The 19,753-nt window shown below is 44.6% G+C and carries 13 protein-coding genes and 1 pseudogene; 7 read left to right on the forward strand and 7 right to left on the reverse strand.

Annotated elements, in window-relative coordinates; all coding sequences use genetic code 11:
• Position 1: 1 nt before the first annotated feature.
• Together CEQ48_RS05240 and cqsS are read left to right on the forward strand one after the other, a co-directional pair.
• Positions 2-3,043: an AAA family ATPase gene (locus CEQ48_RS05240; RefSeq protein WP_089070506.1), complete on the forward strand. Its 3,042-nt coding sequence runs from the start codon at positions 2-4 to the stop codon at positions 3,041-3,043.
• 97 nt (positions 3,044-3,140) lie between these two features.
• Positions 3,141-5,201, forward strand: a complete 2,061-nt coding sequence (gene cqsS, locus CEQ48_RS05245) for a quorum-sensing CAI-1 autoinducer sensor kinase/phosphatase CqsS (protein WP_089070507.1) — start codon at positions 3,141-3,143, stop codon at positions 5,199-5,201.
• Between the two features lie 48 nt (positions 5,202-5,249).
• On the opposite strand, the gene cqsA is transcribed toward cqsS, so the two are convergent.
• From cqsA to clcA, 3 genes are all read right to left on the reverse strand, one after another.
• A complete protein-coding gene (gene cqsA / locus CEQ48_RS05250) occupies positions 5,250-6,419 on the reverse strand; it encodes an alpha-hydroxyketone-type quorum-sensing autoinducer synthase (RefSeq protein ID WP_089070508.1) in 1,170 nt (389 codons plus the stop codon).
• 196 nt (positions 6,420-6,615) lie between these two features.
• A complete protein-coding gene (locus tag CEQ48_RS05255) occupies positions 6,616-7,578 on the reverse strand; it encodes a TDT family transporter (RefSeq protein WP_089070509.1) in 963 nt (320 codons plus the stop codon).
• Between the two features lie 146 nt (positions 7,579-7,724).
• Positions 7,725-9,131, reverse strand: coding sequence for a H(+)/Cl(-) exchange transporter ClcA (gene clcA, locus CEQ48_RS05260; protein WP_089070510.1), 1,407 nt, complete (start codon positions 9,129-9,131; stop codon positions 7,725-7,727).
• A 466-nt stretch (positions 9,132-9,597) separates the two neighbouring features.
• Between clcA and CEQ48_RS05265 the strand changes: the two are divergent.
• Positions 9,598-10,586 (forward strand): annotated as a pseudogene (locus tag CEQ48_RS05265) (CobW family GTP-binding protein).
• Positions 10,587-10,655: 69 nt separating this feature from the next.
• On the opposite strand, the gene ylqF reads toward CEQ48_RS05265, so the two are convergent.
• Positions 10,656-11,600, reverse strand: coding sequence for a ribosome biogenesis GTPase YlqF (ylqF, locus tag CEQ48_RS05270; RefSeq protein WP_089070511.1), 945 nt, complete (start codon positions 11,598-11,600; stop codon positions 10,656-10,658).
• A 353-nt stretch (positions 11,601-11,953) separates the two neighbouring features.
• Between ylqF and CEQ48_RS05275 the strand changes: the two genes are divergently transcribed.
• Positions 11,954-13,576, forward strand: coding sequence for a methyl-accepting chemotaxis protein (locus CEQ48_RS05275; RefSeq protein WP_089070512.1), 1,623 nt, complete (start codon positions 11,954-11,956; stop codon positions 13,574-13,576).
• A 72-nt stretch (positions 13,577-13,648) separates the two neighbouring features.
• Here the strand turns inward: CEQ48_RS05275 and CEQ48_RS05280 are convergent, their stop codons facing one another.
• A complete protein-coding gene (locus CEQ48_RS05280; protein WP_089070513.1) occupies positions 13,649-14,446 on the reverse strand; it encodes an EAL domain-containing protein in 798 nt (265 codons plus the stop codon).
• 394 nt (positions 14,447-14,840) lie between these two features.
• Positions 14,841-15,476: a hypothetical protein gene (locus CEQ48_RS05285; RefSeq protein ID WP_089070514.1), complete on the reverse strand. Its 636-nt coding sequence runs from the start codon at positions 15,474-15,476 to the stop codon at positions 14,841-14,843.
• Between the two features lie 386 nt (positions 15,477-15,862).
• On the opposite strand from CEQ48_RS05285, the gene CEQ48_RS05290 reads away from it, so the two are divergent.
• Positions 15,863-16,408, forward strand: a complete 546-nt coding sequence (locus CEQ48_RS05290) for a cytochrome b (protein ID WP_000797827.1) — start codon at positions 15,863-15,865, stop codon at positions 16,406-16,408.
• Positions 16,405-16,974, forward strand: a complete 570-nt coding sequence (locus tag CEQ48_RS05295; protein ID WP_089070515.1) for a YceI family protein — start codon at positions 16,405-16,407, stop codon at positions 16,972-16,974. Before CEQ48_RS05290 ends, CEQ48_RS05295 begins: the two co-directional genes overlap by 4 nt.
• A 107-nt stretch (positions 16,975-17,081) precedes the next feature.
• Here the strand turns inward: CEQ48_RS05295 and focA are convergent, their stop codons facing one another.
• On the reverse strand, positions 17,082-18,533 hold the full coding sequence (focA, locus tag CEQ48_RS05300) for a formate transporter FocA (protein WP_089070516.1): 1,452 nt from the start codon (positions 18,531-18,533) through the stop codon (positions 17,082-17,084).
• A 216-nt stretch (positions 18,534-18,749) separates the two neighbouring features.
• Here focA and CEQ48_RS05305 point away from each other — a divergent pair, with 216 nt between their 5' ends.
• Positions 18,750-19,655, forward strand: a complete 906-nt coding sequence (locus CEQ48_RS05305) for a LysR substrate-binding domain-containing protein (protein WP_001270755.1) — start codon at positions 18,750-18,752, stop codon at positions 19,653-19,655.
• Positions 19,656-19,753: the final 98 nt, after the last annotated feature.

Genomic DNA, 19,753 nt, shown 5'->3' on the forward strand with positions numbered 1-19,753 from the left:
CATGCGTCCGTTAAAACTTATTCTACAAGCTTTCGGCCCTTTTGCGGGACGAGAAGAGATTGACTTTACGAAGTTGGGTGATGCTCCACTGTTTTTGATCAATGGGGCAACCGGTGCAGGTAAAAGCTCGATTCTGGATGCGATTTGCTACGCCTTGTATGGCGAAACCACGGGCAGTGAGCGTACCGGCGACCAAATGCGCTGCGATTACGCGGATCCTGAGTGTCTCACCGAAGTCAGTTTTGAGTTTGAGCTGGCGGGGGCGCGTTACCAAATCACCCGTCAGCCCGATCAAGAGATCCCGAAAAAACGGGGGGACGGGATGACGAAGAAATCCCATTCCGCCACTTTGGTTGCACTGAAAGCGGATGGAAACGAGCTGATTGCCAACAAGCCCAATCCTGTCGCGAAGGCGGTGGTCGAATTGATGGGACTTGATGTTAAGCAATTTCGCCAAGTCATGGTGTTGCCTCAAGGCAAGTTTCGTGAGCTTTTAACCGCCAATTCAAAAGAGCGTGAGCAGATTTTTGGTCAGCTTTTTCAAACCCAGCTCTACAGCCAAATTGAACGGGCGCTGTTTGAGCGAGCAGCGGGCATTCGTAAAGAGAAAGAAGAGTTTGATCAGCAGATCAAAGGTACGTTAAGTGTCGTCGGACTGGAAAGTGAAGAGCAGTTACAAACCGAGTTGACCGAACTGGCCCCAGTATTAACCCATGCGCAATCACAACTCAAAGTTGAGCAACAGCAGTGGGATGAAACAAAAGCGCACTATCAAGCTGCGCTTGAGTTAGAACAGCAATTTATCCGCAAGCAGCAATTGGTGGTAGAAATCGCTACTCACCAAGAGCAGGCCACGCACATCGAAACACTGCGTCAGCAACGCCAGCAAGCCCAAAAAGCAGCGCGTTTAACCGCCGCCCATCAACAGTGGCACCAAGCTCAAAAAAACCTACAGCAAGCTAAGCTTAAGGTTGAGCAGCAGCAGACTCTGTTGCAACAGGCGAAAGCTCAGCAGCAACAGGCTCAACAGGCCAGTCAGCAAGCCAGTTTAGCCTGTGAAGAAGTACCCAAATTAAACGAGCAACGCATCACGTGGCAGCGTGCTGAGCAAAAATTGTTGGCACAAGAAAATGTTCAGCAAGCGGTGGCCAAGGCTGAGCGTGAACTGCAACTGGCGACACAAAATGCGCTTAATTTGCAGCAAGCGAGCGAAAAGCTAGAGCAAGAGCTACAAAACCAACGCCTCGAATGGGAACAGCAACAGCGCCAATTAACGCGCTTAGAAGTTCAAAAAGCGCGAATGAATCAGTTGGTGCAGCAAGTTCAGGCTCGCGAGCGAGAACAATCGCTACTCAATGAATTACAAACCGCTCAACAAGCTGTGTTGCGCTTTGAACAGCAACATCGCCACATCCAAACTCAGGCCGAACAAGCGAAACTGACCGCGGATAAACGGGAGTTCGCCTGGCATACCCAGAGGGCTGCGGAGCTTGCTCTCGCACTCACACAAAATGAACCTTGTCCGGTGTGCGGCAGTTTAGAGCATCCCAATAAAGCGCAATATTCGGGTGACGTTGTCACCAAGGTTCAAGTTGAACAAGCCAGACAGCAGCAACAAGATTGGGTGCAGCGTCAGCAAGAGGCATTCCATGTTTGGCAACAACAAGGGTTTAAAACCGAGCAGATAGCGCAAAATCTCACGACTTTATCGAGTGAGCTAGCTTTGCAGCAAGTGGCGTTATTGAACGAGCTAATTGAACAGCAACAGATACTTCACAGTGACATTGCTGCGCTACAACAGCTTAACCCTGATTTGCTGAAACGGCAGATTGAAGAGGGGGAGCAGCGGTTAGCGCACACCAAAATGACACTCGAAAAACAGAATCAAAACCAGCAACAAGCTTGGCAGACTTTGGCTCAGTTACAGGCGGAATTGGCGAGTTTGCGCCAAGAAATCCCGCCGGAGCTTCCCGATCTTGATACTTTACGAAGCGCGATTGGGCGTGTGCAGAACCAAATAGAAATCTTACAAAAAGCGGAGCATACGGCTCGTGAACAGTGGGTGCAGGCGCAAAAGCAGTTTGCCAGTGTGCAGGCGGCTCATCAGGCGGCGATTGAAGCGCACCGTGAGTCTCAGAGTCAACAGGAGGAAACCACAAGCGCATGGCAGCAAGGGTTACTCCATTCTGGATTTAGCGATGAGTCAACCTATCTTGCCGCTCGTTTAACCGATGAGGCTATCGTCAATATTGAGCGCCAAATCGCCCAGTATGAAGAGCGCAGTGCGATGCTCAGTGGTGAGCAGCAAGCCTTATCACGTAAATTAGCAGAGAAAAGTCGCCCAGAGCTGGCCCCACTTATTGTCAAAGTAACTCAAGCTGAAGAATCAATGGCACTGGCGTTGCAGGTGTTTACGCAACATCAATCGCGTATGGACGGTTTGCAACGTGTCGCCAAGCAACTGGCTGATCTGTATCAGAAAAATCGTGCACTAGAAGCCGAATATCAGGTTGTGGGTACCTTAAGTGATATTGCGAATGGCAAAACGGGCGCTAAAGTCAGCTTACACCGCTTTGTGCTTGGCGTTTTGCTGGATGATGTCTTGCTACAAGCTTCGCAACGACTGATGAAAATGAGCCGAGGCCGCTATTTACTCAAACGTAAAGAGGAACGCGCTAAAGGTAATGTAGGCTCAGGGCTGGATTTGATGGTCGAAGATAGCTACAGCGGTAAATGGCGCGATGTGGCAACCTTGTCCGGTGGTGAGTCGTTCATGGCCGCCTTATCGCTTGCGCTTGGTTTGTCCGATGTGGTGCAGTCTTACAGCGGCGGTATCCGTCTTGATACTCTGTTTATTGATGAAGGTTTTGGTAGTTTGGATCCGGAATCTTTAGATTTAGCGATCCAAACCCTGATCGATCTTCAGCAAGGTGGCCGGACGATAGGAATCATCTCTCATGTTACCGAGCTTAAAGAGCAGATCGGTCTAAGATTGGATGTGTTGGCGACAAGAATGGGTAGCACGCTGCGTTTAATCACATAAGATAAAAGATAGGGGATTTGATGGTTATCACTGACCTCGAATTAGCGAAACGTTAAAGTATGCGCATGTTGATGATTAGCAAAAGAATGCACTGGTAGTGATAGTGAGCATGGATGTAATAAAGAGAGTGTATCAATACGCAGAACCCAATCTGTCCTTAGTTGGATGGATGGGCATGCTCGGCTTTCCTGCCTACTACTTCGTCTGGGAATATTGGTTTCCGCAACCTTACGAAAATTTAGGGTTGCGCTGTGCGGCGGCGGTGCTATTCGCTGGACTGGTGTTTCGTGATTCGCTGCCTAAAAAGTGGCAACGGTACATGCCGGATTACTTTTTATTCACCATAGGTTTCTGCTTACCTTTTTTCTTCTGTTTCATGATGTTGATGAACGACTGGTCGACAATTTGGGCGATGTCGTTTATGGCGTCCATTTTCCTTCATATTCTCTTAGTGCACGATACGAGAGTGATGGCGTTACAAGCCCTATTCTCGGTGTTAATGGCTTATCTCGCGGTATATGGTTTGACAGATTTTCGTCCGACCACTTTGATTGAGTGGCAATACGTACCGATTTTTTTGTTCACTTATGTGTTTGGGAATTTGTGTTTTTTCCGTAACCAGATTTCTCACGAAACCAAAGTCTCGATTGCTAAAACCTTTGGTGCTGGGATTGCTCATGAGATGCGTAATCCACTTAGTGCACTAAAAACGTCGATTGATGTTGTACGAACCATGATCCCTAAACCGCAAGTCGCGGCGCATGCGGATTATTCCTTGGATGCGCAAGAGCTGGATCTGCTGCATCAAATTTTGAATGAAGCTGATGATGTCATCTACTCTGGCAATAACGCGATTGATTTACTGCTCACCTCGATTGATGAAAACCGTGTCTCTCCGGCGAGTTTTAAAAAACACTCAGTGGTAGATGTGATTGAAAAAGCGGTGAAAACTTTTCCGTATAAAAATGCTGCGGATCAGCATTCGGTACAACTTGCAGTACACCAGCCGTTTGAGTTCTTTGGAAGTGATACTCTGCTTACTTATGCGCTATTTAACCTGTTGAAAAATGCCTTTTATTACCAAAAAGAGCATTTATCTGTCCGTATTGAAATCGGTCAAACTCGTGAACACAACTTCATTCGAGTCCGTGATAACGGAGTGGGTATTGCCCCTGAGATGTTGGAAGACATTTTCCGTGATTTCTATACCTTCGGTAAAAATGGCAGCTATGGGCTAGGCTTGCCATTTTGCCGCAAAGTGATGACAGCATTTGGCGGCGCGATTCGCTGTGCGTCTCAACAAGGTCAATGGACAGAGTTTATATTGACCTTTCCTCGTTACGATTCCGACACAGTCGACGAGATAAAAACAGAACTGCTGAAAACCAAATCGCTTATTTATATCGGTTCAAACCAAACCATTGTTCGAGAGTTAAATCAGCTCGCAGTGGAAGATGAGTTTGGCTTTACCGCCATTTCTGCACAGCAAGCAGTAAGACGTCAAGACTATGAATTTGAGTTTGATCTTATTTTGCTCGATCTTGATGACGCGACAACACAGGGGGAAATACTGCCGAAATTGGAGGGGACATTGAGTTTTACACAAGGCTGCATCGGTTATGTGTATGACCCAGGTAAAACGTACGCGGTAAACATCAACCGTTATCTGCGCATTCAACCGATCAGTATTAACTCTATTCTGAGAAAGCCGCGGAAAATCATCGAACGCTTGTTGTTTGAGCAAGAGTCTTTAGCGATGAATCGTAACGTGATTCCTCTGAAAAAGAGTCGACACGAACGTCGCATCTTGGTGGTTGATGATAATCAATCGATCCGAACTTTTACGGCTATTTTGCTTGAACAGCAAGGTTATGAAGTAGTGCAAGCCAATGATGGCAGTGAAGTACTCAAGCATATGAATAGCCAAAACATCGACTTAGTGTTGATGGACATTGAAATGCCAAATGTGGGGGGATTGGAAGCGACTCGCTTAATTCGTGGTTCTGAGCATGATTACAAAAATATTCCGATTATTGGTTACACTGGTGATAACAGCCCTAAAACCTTGGCTTTGGTACAAACTTCGGGCATGAATGATTTTATTGTGAAGCCTGCCGACCGAGATGTATTGCTAAATAAAGTGGCATCGTGGGTATAAAGTGGGAGTAAACCTCCCACTGTAAAAATGAAATAGATTTTTTATTTACTATCGAAAATAAAAATCACCACATTTGATCGCATTGGAGCAAACCTCAATTATTTTGGTGATTTGCTCATCATTCACATCACTATTGAGTGATAAACGAATAATATTTTTATTCTTTGAAGTCGCAGGGCGACAGAATACTGAGCCAAACAATCCATTACTTTCTAAATAATCACGTACTTTTTCGGTATTCCGTTCATCTCCCGTTTCTAAACCAATAATTTGGCTTTCACTACGAATGGTTAATCCCAGTTGGGTTAATCCGATACGCAATTTTTTCGCCATACGATCTAAATGCTGACGTCGATTGTCCGCAGACTCAATAATTTCTAATGTAGTTTCCAATCCTGCCGCTTCATAAGGTAGCAAAGTAGAGCTAAAAATAGCCGGATAACTAATGAAAGGAACGCAACGATTCACTTCATTGTTACACCAAATGGCTCCTGCGCGATAAGCAAAGGTTTTGGCCAAACTTGCGGTCATAAAATGCACTTCACGAGTGAGGCCTAATTCTGACAATAAACCTGCACCATTAGGGCCATGTGTGCCCAAAGAGTGGGATTCATCGACTAATAAGGCGCAGCCAAACTCTTTGCTGATATTGACTAGTTCCGCTAGCGGTGCAATCGTACCTAAAGTGCTGTAAATCGAGTCTACGACAATGATCCCAGGACCATGACGTTGAATCAGCATACGTAAATGGTCACAGTTATTATGCATAAAAGGATGCGCCTGAGCATTGGCGTAGCGTGCCCCTTCCCATAACGACATGTGCGCGAAAAAATCAATGTAAACATTGGTATTGGGCTGGCAGATGGTTTGTAACAAACCGACGTTTGCGTTCCAACCAGATTGAGATAATAGGCATTCATCAAAGCCAGTGAACTTGGCCAAACGTTTCTCAATCATGGGTTTGTCATAGTCATTTTGTAGAAATGAGGCTGACATAAATAAACTTTGTTGATCTTCCAGTAATGATTTAGCTAAGCGAGCTTTAATCAATGGATGATTTGCTAGCGCCAAATAGTCATTACTTTGCAAAATAATGTCATCTGAGCTGGCTTGTTTGCCTAATACTAGATGTTTACCGTTTTTGTTTATATCGAAATAATTTTCAATATAGTGATTTATCTTATCCTGAATAAAATCAGGAAGTTGTGGTTTATTCATCGCAATATGTCCTAATTCTTAATAATTTAACGCCAGCTGACGGGTGATATATTGCGTAATTAAAAAAATCTGTCATCTAGGAAAAATCAATTTTATTAGTGGTATAGAAGAATTGATAATTATCGATGGTGAGAGGAGGGGAAATCATTAGGGGTAGGGACTCTACCCCGAAGAATATTCTGATATTAAAAATATTTTAAGTTCTAGCTGAATTATTTTTAAATAGCTCAGGCCAATACATTTTAATGTATCCCCAAGATACCCAGATAACCAAAATAGTCGCAATAGTGATTTCTAAAAAGCCAAAATAATGTAACCAATACCAGTGTGGATGATCGGTGGCGAAAAACTCCGTTAAACGTTGCATGGCAACTGCACTGATCACCGATGGGAATGTGACCGCTGCAATGGAAGGTTGAAATTGCAGACGTAGTAAACGCAGATAACAGAGGTAGATAAGTAAGGTCATGGTGATGGCAATGCCCGCTAAAGCCCCTGTCAGAATCGGGTCTGGCTGCGCAAAATTGACCAGATAAGTTGCTAAGGTCAGATTAATGGGCGCGGCCATAATCGCCAGTGTTGGACGCGCTCTTTTCGGTAACGTGCCCGCAAACACCAACCGGTAAAGCACGAGAGGCAGCATGACGAAATAGATAGCGATACAGACGTTAACCATGGTTTCCGAAAACAGGGTGTGTCCAAATTGGGTGCCTGCAAGTGAACTGCTGATGACGCCGACCGGATACAAAAACCAGCTAGGCACAATGTTTGCGAGCTTGAATTGACGTAGCTGAAAATAGAAGAACAGTGTCATCATGGTTAAATGCAGTAATAGGGCTGCCGCCCAGATCGGATAGGCAATGAAAGGGGATAGAATCGCGAGATAGTCGCATAGGATGAGTAAAGCCATACTCATCGGCGCCATTAAACTCCCTGATACGGGGTGCCTAAGATCGTTAATGAAAGTACGCCAATGAAGATATTTGAGCAGCACAGGGAGCAGTAGCAAGGCTCCGCTGAACGCTAAGTAGGGGCGAATCGCCATGCCAACGGCGGGATAATAGAGCACCCAAGCATGGCCGAGCCCAATCATGCCTAACGCTAATGCTGCTTGTGAAGGGGGCACGTTTTGTACTTGGGTAAATCTATGCCAATTCAATTGCTACTCCTTAGTATCCCCTTCCTACTTGATGCTGCAACGCCAAGTCGTTTAGGTATAAAAATCCTGATTTTAAAATGATAAAAAGCCGCTTGTTTTGCGAGCGGCTATTATCTGGGTTCCCTTTACTTTAGGCAAATTGACTTTTATGAGTTGGGGCTCTGCGGTGGTAAATCTTGTTGCTGTAATTTTTGGTTTTTCAGAGTGCGATGTAATAGTTGGCTATAGATGGGTTGTCCACCCAGTAATTGGGCAAAAATTACCGCGCCTAAGCTGGTAATAATCAGTGGGAGGATCAGGTGATAGTTATTGGTCATTTCGATCACCAATAAAATACCCGTGATAGGTGCCCGCACGGTTGCGGCGAATAACGCACCCATACCAGCAATTGCAAACATCCCAGGTTCAATATTCAGTTCTGGGAACCACACTTTAGCGATCAAGCCGAAGGCATAACCAAACAGGGTACCTAGTGCGAGCATAGGAGCAAAAATCCCCCCGGGCGCACCTGAGCCAAAGCAAAGTAAAGTGGTAAAAATTCGGCCAACAAACAGCAGCAATAAAATACCCGCTCCGTAGCCGCCATTCGTGATAGTGGGAATTAAGCTGATACCGCCACCCGTTAACTCTGGCACATAGAGCAGCAATAACCCGAAACAGCCACCGATCATTGAACCCGTTAATAAATAGCGTTTACGGTCATTGCGATGAAATTTAACGAACAGATCTTGGGCAAGGGTAATTAAATAGTTAAACAGCACGCCAAATACGCCAAATAGTGCACCAAGAAGTAAGAATAACCCTAGCGTCGACAATTCCGGCGCATCGTATTGTGGCATCGTGATCACCGCATCTTGTCCGTTGATCACGCGAAACACAATGTTGGCCGCTACTGCAGAGATAATCACCGCACGTACCGAGATCAGGGTATAGCGAAACTGCGGTCGCATCTCTTCGATCACAAACATAATGCCAGCAAGAGGCGCGTTAAATGCGGCAGCAAGACCTCCTGCCGCACCCGCGGCCAGCAATGAGTGGCGCGTATCTTCATTTTTGACACGGAAAATATCGGAGATCATCCGCCCAACGGCGCCGCCCATTTGTACTGTAGGACCTTCGCGGCCGAGCACCATACCTGAGCCCAACGCGCCCATGCCGCCAAAAAATTTCACCGGTAATACTCGCCACCAACGCACGGGGCGCATGCCATCCATCGCCCCTTCAATTTCTGGAATACCAGATCCCGCAGCTTCAGGAGCAAAGCGGTGGACAAGAAAATAACCGATGAAAGCGAGAAATGCGCTGATCAGAAAAGCAGCCAACCAGAGTGGTAAAAAGCTACCAATTTCACTTTTTAGCCAATCGGTACGAGTTTCTGAGACTAAATGTACCGCCTGTTCAAAATAGGTGGCGACCAAGCCAGCCAAAATGCCAACCAGCAATGATAAAAACAAAACTGAGAAGGGCGCCTTATCTTTTGAGAGAAATTGATTAATCACATCTTTAGGCATTTTGGCCAGCAAACTGATCTTAAACGTCTCTCTTGTTGACATACGAATGACACCTACTGATGAATTGGAGGAAAAGATGTGCCGGAATTATACGCTGCATAAGGTTCAACTATAGCGACAAAGTTGAAATATTGATTTCCATATATAATTGATTTAATGGATCATTCTGAAAAAATTGAGATCTATACCAAAAAATGAGTAACTTTTCTGGAAAATCCAGCGTTATGTACCATAGTTAAAGCGTAAGGTTAGTGAGAACATTTCTGATGGAGGATATGGAACCTTACAGACAATTTGGATGGAATCAAAACGTTCATATCAGTACCTCGGCTAAGAGACGCTTGCATATATAGCCAAGCGAATTCGCAAAAACTCACGATTGAGTCTACGAGGAAAAAGGCGCGCTTTTCAGTGCGCCTTTTGCATTTAAGCTTTTACGCTGTCCATGAAAATTGAAACTGCTTCTTTAAAAGCTTTTGGATATACTGCGGCCAAAAGGAGAATCAGCATGATCAATCGAGTTCCGACCAATATTATTACGGGTTTTCTGGGCGTTGGAAAAACCACCGCGATTTTGCACCTGCTAGCCACGAAACCTGCGCATGAAAAATGGGCTGTGCTCGTTAATGAGTTTGGTGAGATTGGCATTGATGGTGCCATCATGAGCGAGCAGGGTGCGATGATCAAAGAAGTACCGGGGGATGTCTGTGCTGCACGGCTGGGGTTCCAATGTCCGTTGGCATTAACGCCTTGTTGCGTCAAAAGCCCGATCGTTTAATCATCGAACCCACAGGATTAGGGCATCCTAAGCAAGTAGTCGCCACGTTAATTTCTGAGCAGTATCAGCCTTATGTGGATTTAAAAGCCACGATTGCGTTGATGGATCCACGCCACTTGAGCATGGATAAATACCGCAGTAACCAAAATTTCAATGACCAACTGGCGAGCGCGGATATTGTTTTGGGTAACAAAGTCGATCAGTGCAGCAGTAGTGACATTGATACCTTTAATGCTTGGATCACTGACCAGATGCCAGCAAAAACGTTTAGTCAGCTCATCAAGCAAGGGCAATTCCCTATTGAGTTACTGGATATGCCGCGTTTAGTCGGCCATGCCTCGACTCATATTCATTCCCATCACCATCATCACGCTGCTAAAGAGCCGCAATTCCAGCTTGCACCACAGCAGTCGTTTTTGCGTAAAGAAAATCGTGGCCAAGGTTATTTTAGCTGTGGTTGGCTGTTTGGCGCGGAGTATCAATTCAACTTTGATTTGTTGTTTCAGCTGCTCAATGATTTAACCGCCGAGCGAGTGAAAGGGGTGCTAAACACTGATCGTGGCTGTTACGCCTTCAACGTGGCGAATGGCGTGGTTTCTGTGACTGAAATGAGCCTAGAAGGTTTTGAATCACGCTTAGAAGTGATTGATTCACAACTGATGCCTTGGAGTGATTTAGAAAGCATACTGCTTAAGATTGCGGGCATTCCACAAGCGTAAATCACAGGCGTTTATTTGTATTCATGAAAAAGGCGAGTAAAACTCGCCTTTCTGTTATGAGCGGAAATATTAGCGTTTATTACGCAGATAACGCTTACGGCGCTCTTCTTTGCGTTTGGCTTTCTCTTCCGCTTTCATCGCTTCATCAATTTCAACTTGTTGTAACTCTTCGGTGATCATTTCTGGACGCTCTAAGGTTATTTGTCCAAGTACACCTTGGCGCAGCTCATGCAGTAGGATTTCAGAAGCTTTATGCAGATCCACTCGCGCGCCCGCACGTAGTGCGCCACGCTTACGACCGATTTCTTCCATCAATTCAACATCGGTTTCTGGAAGTTCATCGATTTGGTAACGTTCTTTCAATCTTTCTGGGTAGTGCTTAGCCAGATACTCGACGGTGTAAAACGCGACTTCATCGTATTCCATTGCGGTGTCTTTTACTGCACCGGTTGCCGCTAAACGAAAACCGCTATGAGGGTTTTCCACTTTTGGCCACAAAATTCCCGGAGTATCAGAGAGCACTATTCCGTTTTGCAGATTGATCCGCTGTTGACGACGAGTCACTGCGGGTTGGTTTCCGGTTTGAGCAATCGCACGACCCGCTAATGTATTGATAATGGTGGATTTTCCTACGTTAGGAATGCCCATGATCATGGTGCGAATGTTTTTGCCGATCTCTTCACGCTGTGGAGCGAGCTTGCGGCACAGTTCTAAGATCTTATGCACTTCTTGCGGATTGGATGTGGTGATCGCCATCGCTTTCACCCCTTTTTCTTGCTCAAGATGAGCAATCCACAGCTCGGTTAACTCAGGATCCGCAAGATCGCGCTTATTCAGTACCTTCACACAAGGTTTTTCCCCACGGATATGCGAAATCAGCGGGTTTTCGCTACTGAAAGGAATACGCGCATCAAGCACTTCGATAATCACATCGACTTGCGGAATCGCTTCTTCGATTTCCTTGCGTGCTTTGTGCATGTGTCCCGGAAACCATTGGATTGAGTTGTTAACCATTTGAAAAATTAGCCTTTTAATACAGTCTTAAATGAGTTGAGTGATAAGAATGGCGCTTAACATGGTGTAAGCAGGAGCCACCTCGCTCTCAACTCTGTGACGCTATGGTCATTAGAATGCGCCAATGCTAACACTTTACGCAGGATGCGGGAATCTTACCTTATAGATTTGATACCTTACTGTAAGCGCACTGAATCAGAATGTTTATTTCTTTCCGTTGTGGGAAAAATGAACGTTTGGGTTGAAATTGCCCCAAATAACATGAGTTATCAGTACAAATTATTGCATACATCAAAGAATTTCTAGATTCTCTTTTAGAGAATGACATTCTATCTTTTATCTTGGGAATGATGATGAAAATTCAATACAAACTCACTATACCTGTTGTCGCAATTTTAATTACTTTTCTCGCAGTTTCGTTGGTGAATCTTTCTCAATCACGTAAGCAAAGTGAAATTGCAGATGCACTCAATCACAAAATCTACCCAGTCATGATGAGTCTTGAAGATGCTTATCGAGATTTGTATCAAACAAGTGATGCGGCGCAAGGGCTGCTTCTGGCTAGGTCGGCAGATAAAGTTGAGTATCTTAAGAACGAATTTAAGATCAATACAGAAAAAACTGTACAACGCCTAGCAAAAGTCAAAACGTTGCTTGATAGTGGTTTGTTAGCAAAAGAGCAAAGTTATTCTTTTAACCAGTTATTAGACAAAACAGAAAATTGGATCGAACTTTATCGACCTATGTTCGAAAAGCCTGAACAGGCTGAAGCTTATTACCGTGCTCACCAACAAAGAATCCATGACGAATTTGTTGTTATTCGCGCATTGCTCAAAGAGTTCAGCGTATCTATTGATGAATTGCTTGAGGAATTGAATAGCGAATATAAAACGATTGAAGCTTTTAATGATAAAGTTTTATTTGTTGGCCTTCTTGCTGTTTTGCTCAGTGCAACGATTGCTTTTTGGGGTATCCAACGTTTTGTTGTTAAGCCAATTAAAAGCATTGAAGGTGCTATGGCGGACATTGCTCAAGGAGATGGTGACTTAACTCGTCGCCTCGATATGTCAAGTAATGATGAACTGGGGCAACTCTCTGCAGAATTCAATCATTTTGTGTCCCGCATTCACAATACCATCAGTGAAGTGGTTGGAGTGACAGTTCACTTACGACATGAGATGCAACATATTCTCAAGTCCACCCAACAGATAAATTCATTTGCATCAGGCCAACAACAAGAGAGTGATGCTGTTGCTGCAGCTGTGAATGAAATGCAAGCAACGAGTCAGTCGGTCAGTGATAGTGCCAGCCAAGCGGCTCAATCTAGCCAGATGGCTGATCAACAAGTTGAGCAAACGCAACAAACGGTTCGTCATACAGTGGCGTCTATCGAGCATTTATCAACAGAAATTCAAAGTGCCACCACGGTCATTCACCAATTAGATCATGAAGTAAATAATATTGCGTCTGTTTTGGATGTGATCCGTGGCATTGCAGAGCAAACCAATTTATTGGCATTGAATGCGGCAATTGAAGCTGCCCGAGCAGGAGAGCAAGGGCGGGGGTTTGCAGTCGTAGCAGATGAAGTTCGTTCTTTGGCGAGTCGAACCCAAGATAGTACTGGTGAAATCCAAACTATGATCGAAAAATTGCAACAAGGAGCGAGACAAGCGGTTGATGTTATGTCGCGTAGTGCCGAAAGTCGTAATAAAACTCTAGAAAATGCTGATAAAGCACAGCAATCACTGCAGCAAATTGAAACGTCTATTACTCACATGAATGATATGAATATCCAAATTGCGTCTGCTTCAGAGCAACAAAGCGTGGTGAGTGCCGAAGTAAATCTGAATATTCAAAATATAGCGGACAGCTCAAAACAGATGGTGGATATGGTTCGACAGGCTAGGTCAGCTTGCGAAAGTTTGAGTAATCAGTGTGAGCATCTCGATCAACTAGTAGGAAAATTTAAGGTTTAGTCAGTTTGATGTTAAAGTGAATAAAGGGAGATGTTTTCTCCCTTTATCATATTGATTAATAACTAAAAATTACTAATTTGAATTGACAACTTTAACGGCTTGAGCAATGCCTTCTGGGAGCGCTAGGTAGTAACCTTGATACATATTGATATCGAGTTTTTGCATCGCGGCGAGTTGTTCCGCTGTTTCAATACCCTCTATAACCGTATGTGCGCCTGTTTTCTGTGCCAGCTTTACTCCAGCCAGCAATCCACAACAATCACCCGCCATAAAATCGAGCAGTAATTGTCTATCCAGCTTGATGATGTTGGGACGCAGCATCGCTACTCGTTCTGGAGTGGAGGCTTTACAACCAAAATCATCGATCGCGATTTGAAAGCCGCTTGCAACAAGTTGTTGTGTGGCGAGTTGTAGCGTCTTTTCATCGCCAGATTCAATTTCAACTAATTCCATCACCACTTTCTGATGAGGAATATTTAATTCGGCAAGCCTGTGAGCAAGTAAAGTAGTGCTGATGTTGCAATTGGCAAACTGTTCACCAGCAACGGGTAATACATTAAGAAACAAGCGTGTATCGCGATAAGGCGAAAGGCTGAAATTGCGGATATGAATAGCTCTGCTTAAGCGCTCAACATTTAGTTTGTCATCATCAGCAAAAATCTCAGAATGAAAAAACAGATCAGGTCGGATTTGTGTGTGATGCTGTGTAAAAATCCTAACCAGTGCTTCAGCGCCCACAACCTGATGTTGCTTATCAAAAATGGGTTGAAAGACACTGCGCAAGGTTAATCCATTATATCTCGCGTAATACTCGCCATCTTCATCGTAATGGATGCAGTCGAGAAATTGTTTTTTATCAGTCAGAACCATACAAATTGAGCATCCTTAGGCAAATACAGCGTGATGTTTCCCTGAAGTAAGACTTTTGACGCACGCCATGTTATTGGCGAAACGTTCATACTGTCAATCTTGCTGTAGCACGATAGCATGAGTCATAAAAATGAATTTTTGAGCTAAATTAAGCTTTATGCAGTCTCAATCAAAAGTAGGCATTGCTTAAGTAACACCTTAAATTACATTGTGTTAGGCATGGATGATGGGGTTCACATAAATATGCATAAAAAATACATCAATCCGTCATATTGCGGTGCTCAATAAATAAGGTTGTAGATTGTGCGCAAAAAGGTTTTACAAATATCGACGTAGCTCACTTTTTGTGGCGATAGAAGTAGGGTGAAATCTAAATAATCAGCGGAGCAAACGATTAGCCCCACTGTAAAACGGCATAAAGTTGTACATATTTTCGAACCAGTTGTTGATTCTTAGAGCGTTTCAGTGGGTGCCCAAATTTTATGAAACAAGGGCTGATCTGGTAATAATGTTCTAACGTTTGGGTTAATTGAGAGTCACTTTCTTGTAGCCCTATGCCTTGAGCATGGTATTCCTCCATTTCATCTGGCAACTGCCCAGTCCACCAATGGAGCAGCTCACGGCTTTTTTGGCTGCGTCCCATCCAGTGATCGCTCAGTAGCAGCAGTAAATCATTAGGCTGAATCACATAAGCATATTCTTGTTTCCACTGGCTAATGTCTCGCATCAACTTGGCTCGGCAAGCTTTACCCGCGCTCATTAGATGATGAGTTAAGATCCACACCGTACCTGCGTCACTGGATACTCGGAAGTGGTGAGGTAAATCGCGTTGATATGTCGACTCGATGGGGGCGTATTCACAAGGATGGCCAAATTCACTTAGGGTTCTGGCAAGACGTCTTGCAAACGCTAAACCTAAGTGGTGTTCACTCATTCCTTGATTATGAATGGTTGGATAATGCTTCTCACATAATCTGAGGCAGTCCACCTGAAACTCATTGACACTTTGCGTGACGATATCCAGTAGCAAGATGTTGTTCTCCCTTACAAAAGCAATGCAAGATTATCACAGTTACACTTTGTCACTAGCAAGAAAGGGGGACTTCTTGATCTCTAGCGCTTTTCTGTTGAATAAATCTTGTTCGGTTTTTATTTCTCTATGCTTTAGCTAATTTATATTTTGTTACAAGTCAGTGATGAAACATCATTTGTGCCAATGAGTCTTTAAATGGTGTTGAAAGCCAGATTTGGTGGGTGTTGTCTATATTCGGCAAAAGTTCGTTCTAATTTTTTGATGTACTTCTTCAACTCGGTTGGCTATGCGCAACGTAAAAAATGGTAAATACTCTTTCGTGAATAATTGTTAACCAATAAGCTACAACCCTGTAACTGAAACACGATAAGAGCAATGACGTAATGAAAAATTCAGACAGCCAACACTATAACTTGGTCACTCGCAGTATCCATTGGATTTCTGCTTTGGTCGTTATCGGTATGTTTGCCGTTGGCACTTGGATGATGGATCTCTCTTACTACAGTGAATGGTACCGCACAGCACCACACTGGCATAAGTCGGTAGGTTTGTTACTGGCAGGTTTGACGTTATTTCGTCTGATTTGGAAAGCGCTTTCTTCATCTCCGAAAATTGAAGGCGCACGCTGGGAAATCGTAGCGGCTAAAAGTGCTCATCACTTGATGTACGTTGGATTGTTTGTTCTTTTTGTCTCTGGGTATCTCATCTCAACGGAAGATGGTCGAGGTATTGAGGTGTTCAACTGGTTTACGGTACCTGGGGCGGGGGCTCTATTTGAAAACCAAGCGGATATCGCAGGCAACATCCATTTTTATACTGCTTGGGGCTTAATCATACTGGCGGGGCTGCATGCCGTCGCCGCACTTAAACACCACTTTATTAACCGTGATAACACGTTACGTAAAATGCTGACAGGAGCATCAAAATGAAAAAAACACTAATGGCAGTTGGTCTTGCTGCAGTCATGTCCATCCCATTTGCAGCTAATGCCGCTGACTATGTGATTGATACAAAAGGCGCGCATGCTTCAATCAACTTCAAAGTGAATCATTTGGGTTATAGCTACATTAAGGGACGTTTCAATAAATTTGATGGTGAGTTTTCTTACGACCCTGCCAACATTGCTGCTTCGAGTGTTGTGGTGAATGTGGATACACGCAGCCTAGATTCAAACCATGCGGAGCGTGACAAGCACATTCGCAGCGCAGATTTTATCGATGCTTCGAAATATTCGACCGCGACCTTCAAGAGCGCCGAAGTAGTTGATAAAGGCAATGGTCAGCTTGAAGTGAAAGGTGATTTGACTCTGCATGGTCAAACTAAACCCATCGTGATCAATGCTGAGTTTATCGGCGCTGGGCAAGATCCATGGGGTGGTCAGCGTGCTGGTTTTGTGGGTACTACCCGTCTTGAACTGAAAGATTTCGGCATTCAAGTTATGGGGGCTTCTAGTTATGTCGATATGGAACTGCATGTGGAAGGCGTTCAAAAATAATCGATGTTAATTCCTTACTCATTCATGGCTTAGATGAGTAGAAAAAGCCCCCAAAATTTGGGGGCTTGCTTTTGGTTAAGCGACTTATTTCCTAACCAAAACGAGAGCTAAGCGCGAGCCAACGCTTTATCTTTGACAATTCTTACCCGTTCACCATAAATCGGGCGCAGTGCTTCAAGCACATCATTACGCTCCAGTACTCCCACTAACTGACCATTGTGTAGAACAGGCAGCATATGTGGTTTGTTTACCTTCATACTTTTCGCGCGTTCTTCTAATGACAGAGCGTTGAAGCGAGTGGCAATGCCCATGCTTGTAGTTGGGAATAGCTGTTCTTTATCAATACAGAAGAACTCAGCCACATCCACCAGCTTGTCATTGATGTCAATCGCAATCACATCGCGGGTCATCAGATCTACCACTTTTTGGTCTTGGCTTGGCAAGTAGTCTTGGCACCACAGATCCACCATTACATCATGGCAAGAAAGTACGCCAACCAAGCGACCTTGCATATCGACAACTGGAGCGGAGGACAAATGATGGTCGAGCAGGGTGTCGATCGCGGCTGGAGTAGTCATATCAACGCTGAGAGTAACAGGTTGAGTGTTCATCATATCTTTTACTGTAATTGTGCTTTTCATAAGAGTTTCCTTGACTGACGTAAGTGCTTGAGTTTCCGTAATCGTGACAACATTGGCGGCTTTTAATTGAGGGCGGCGGTAAATGCTCCAGTTGGCGAGGCCAACCAGCACGGCACCACCCACAATGTTGCCGAGAGTGACGGGTATTAAGTTCGCCGTAATAAATTGAGTGACATTCAAATCGCTGTATTGGCTGGCTGTCACACCGACCTGTTGCCAGAAACTGTCTGGTGCGAAGTTTTGAATGACAATACCTAGTGGAACCATGAACATATTGGCCACACAGTGCTCAAAACCGCTAGAGACAAACATGGCGACAGGCATGATGGTCATGGCCGCTTTAGTCATGGCATTCGCTGAACTGAACGTCAGCCAAATAGCCAAACAAACCAGTAGGTTACATAGAATTCCCAAGGCAAAAGCTTGTACTGTGGTGTGATGAAGTTTGTGCTGCGCGATATTGAGGGCATTTAAACCCCATTGGCCGTCATCAAGCTGGTAAAGGCCAGCCGCCGTCACCAACAGCAATAGAAAAATGGCACCGATAAAGTTACCGACGTACACCTTGCCCCAGATAGAGAGCATTTTTCCAAAACTGATCTCGCGATTTGCCCATGAGATGCTAGATAGCACAGAACTTGTGAACAACTCTCCACCGCAGATGACGATCAAAATCAGCCCCATACTGAACGCTACACCACCCGCCAGTCGGCTCAATCCCCAGCCGGCAGAAGCGCTGCCCGTGGTGACGGTAATGTAGAACAGAAAAGCCAAACCGATAAAAGCGCCCGCCATGACCGAAAGACCTAAGATCATACCGCTGGTTTTTTTTGCTTTACTCAGCGCGAACTTTTCTGCTTCCGCCATCATTTCAGTGGGTGAAAAGCAGTTTTGATTTTTAGAGTAGGCTGCAGACATATTCGCTCCCCAAACTCAATTTCATGTTTACCTCCGTTTAGTACACAACACCTTATGCGTTGCTACGCCATCAGATTAGGGGGGCAAAGGAGTAAAGGTAAAATTGATAATTTTTAAAAACCTCATCAATTCTATTGATATGGCAAGGATGAAGCGTAAAATGAAACCGCTTGCTCATATGGAGCAAAACAATGAATGAAAAGAATAGGATAGGCAGTGCGGTATTCATTAAAGCAATTAGCGGTATTTGATGCAGTTGCCGATTGTGGCAGTGTCAGCCAGGCTGCGGATAAACTGGCGCTCACTCAATCAGCAACGAGCATGTCTTTAGCTCAGTTGGAAAAAATGCTCGGACGTCCTCTGTTTGAAAGACAAGGTAAACAGATGGCATTAACGCATTGGGGCATGTGGTTACGCCCTAAAGCAAAACGTTTACTGCAAGATGCCCAGCAGATCGAAATGGGCTTTTATGACCAACATCTTTTAAGTGGTGAGATTCGCTTAGGAGCGAGTCAAACCCCTGCGGAACACTTGGTGCCTGATCTCATCAGCATTATTGATAGTGACTTTCCTGAGATTCGCATCTCATTGGGCGTGAAAAGTACCAAGGGGGTGATCGAAGGTGTTCTCGACTATAAATACGATCTTGGCATTATCGAAGGGCGTTGTGATGACAACCGCATCTATCAAGAGGTGTGGTGTCGCGATCACTTAACCATTGTTGCTTCGGCACATCATCCATTTGCGAAACGTGAATCGGTCAGCCTCGCTCAGCTTGAACAGGCGAAATGGGTTCTGCGCGAGCAAGGCGCAGGAACTCGCAATATTTTTGATAGTGTGATCCATCCGTTAATCCCAGACTTAGATGTTTGGCGCGAATATGAACATGTTCCTGTGTTACGCACGCTGGTGGCCAACGGTCCTTATTTGACTTGCCTACCGTATTTGGATGTAGAACGCTTTATCGAAAGTGGATTACTGGTTGCGCTCAATGTACCGGAACTTAATATGGAACGTACTCTCTCTTTTATTTGGCGTGCGGATATGGAGGAGAACCCACTGGCAGAGTGCATTAAGCGTGAAGGATTACGCATGATGAAAGGGAAACCGAGCATCTTATAAGGGGTATCATTTTTCCTGAACCTGTTGATTTATCGGTTGCGTCACCAAATGAATGTAATAAAGTATTTCACTATCATTTCATTGTGACTTTTATCACT

It is taken from the genome of Vibrio tarriae (assembly GCF_002216685.1).
GTDB lineage: Bacteria > Pseudomonadota > Gammaproteobacteria > Enterobacterales > Vibrionaceae > Vibrio > Vibrio tarriae.

Coding starts and splice junctions, on each gene's coding strand:
- clcA (WP_089070510.1), bottom strand. CDS start 9,131: ATGTCAACAAGAGAGACGTTTAAGATCAGTTTGCTGGCCAAAATGCCT.
- focA (WP_089070516.1), bottom strand. CDS start 18,533: ATGTCTGCAGCCTACTCTAAAAATCAAAACTGCTTTTCACCCACTGAA.
- ylqF (WP_089070511.1), bottom strand. CDS start 11,600: ATGGTTAACAACTCAATCCAATGGTTTCCGGGACACATGCACAAAGCA.
- CEQ48_RS05295 (WP_089070515.1), top strand. CDS start 16,405: ATGAAAAAAACACTAATGGCAGTTGGTCTTGCTGCAGTCATGTCCATC.
- CEQ48_RS05275 (WP_089070512.1), top strand. CDS start 11,954: ATGAAAATTCAATACAAACTCACTATACCTGTTGTCGCAATTTTAATT.
- CEQ48_RS05280 (WP_089070513.1), bottom strand. CDS start 14,446: ATGGTTCTGACTGATAAAAAACAATTTCTCGACTGCATCCATTACGAT.
- cqsA (WP_089070508.1), bottom strand. CDS start 6,419: ATGAATAAACCACAACTTCCTGATTTTATTCAGGATAAGATAAATCAC.
- CEQ48_RS05240 (WP_089070506.1), top strand. CDS start 2: ATGCGTCCGTTAAAACTTATTCTACAAGCTTTCGGCCCTTTTGCGGGA.
- CEQ48_RS05290 (WP_000797827.1), top strand. CDS start 15,863: ATGAAAAATTCAGACAGCCAACACTATAACTTGGTCACTCGCAGTATC.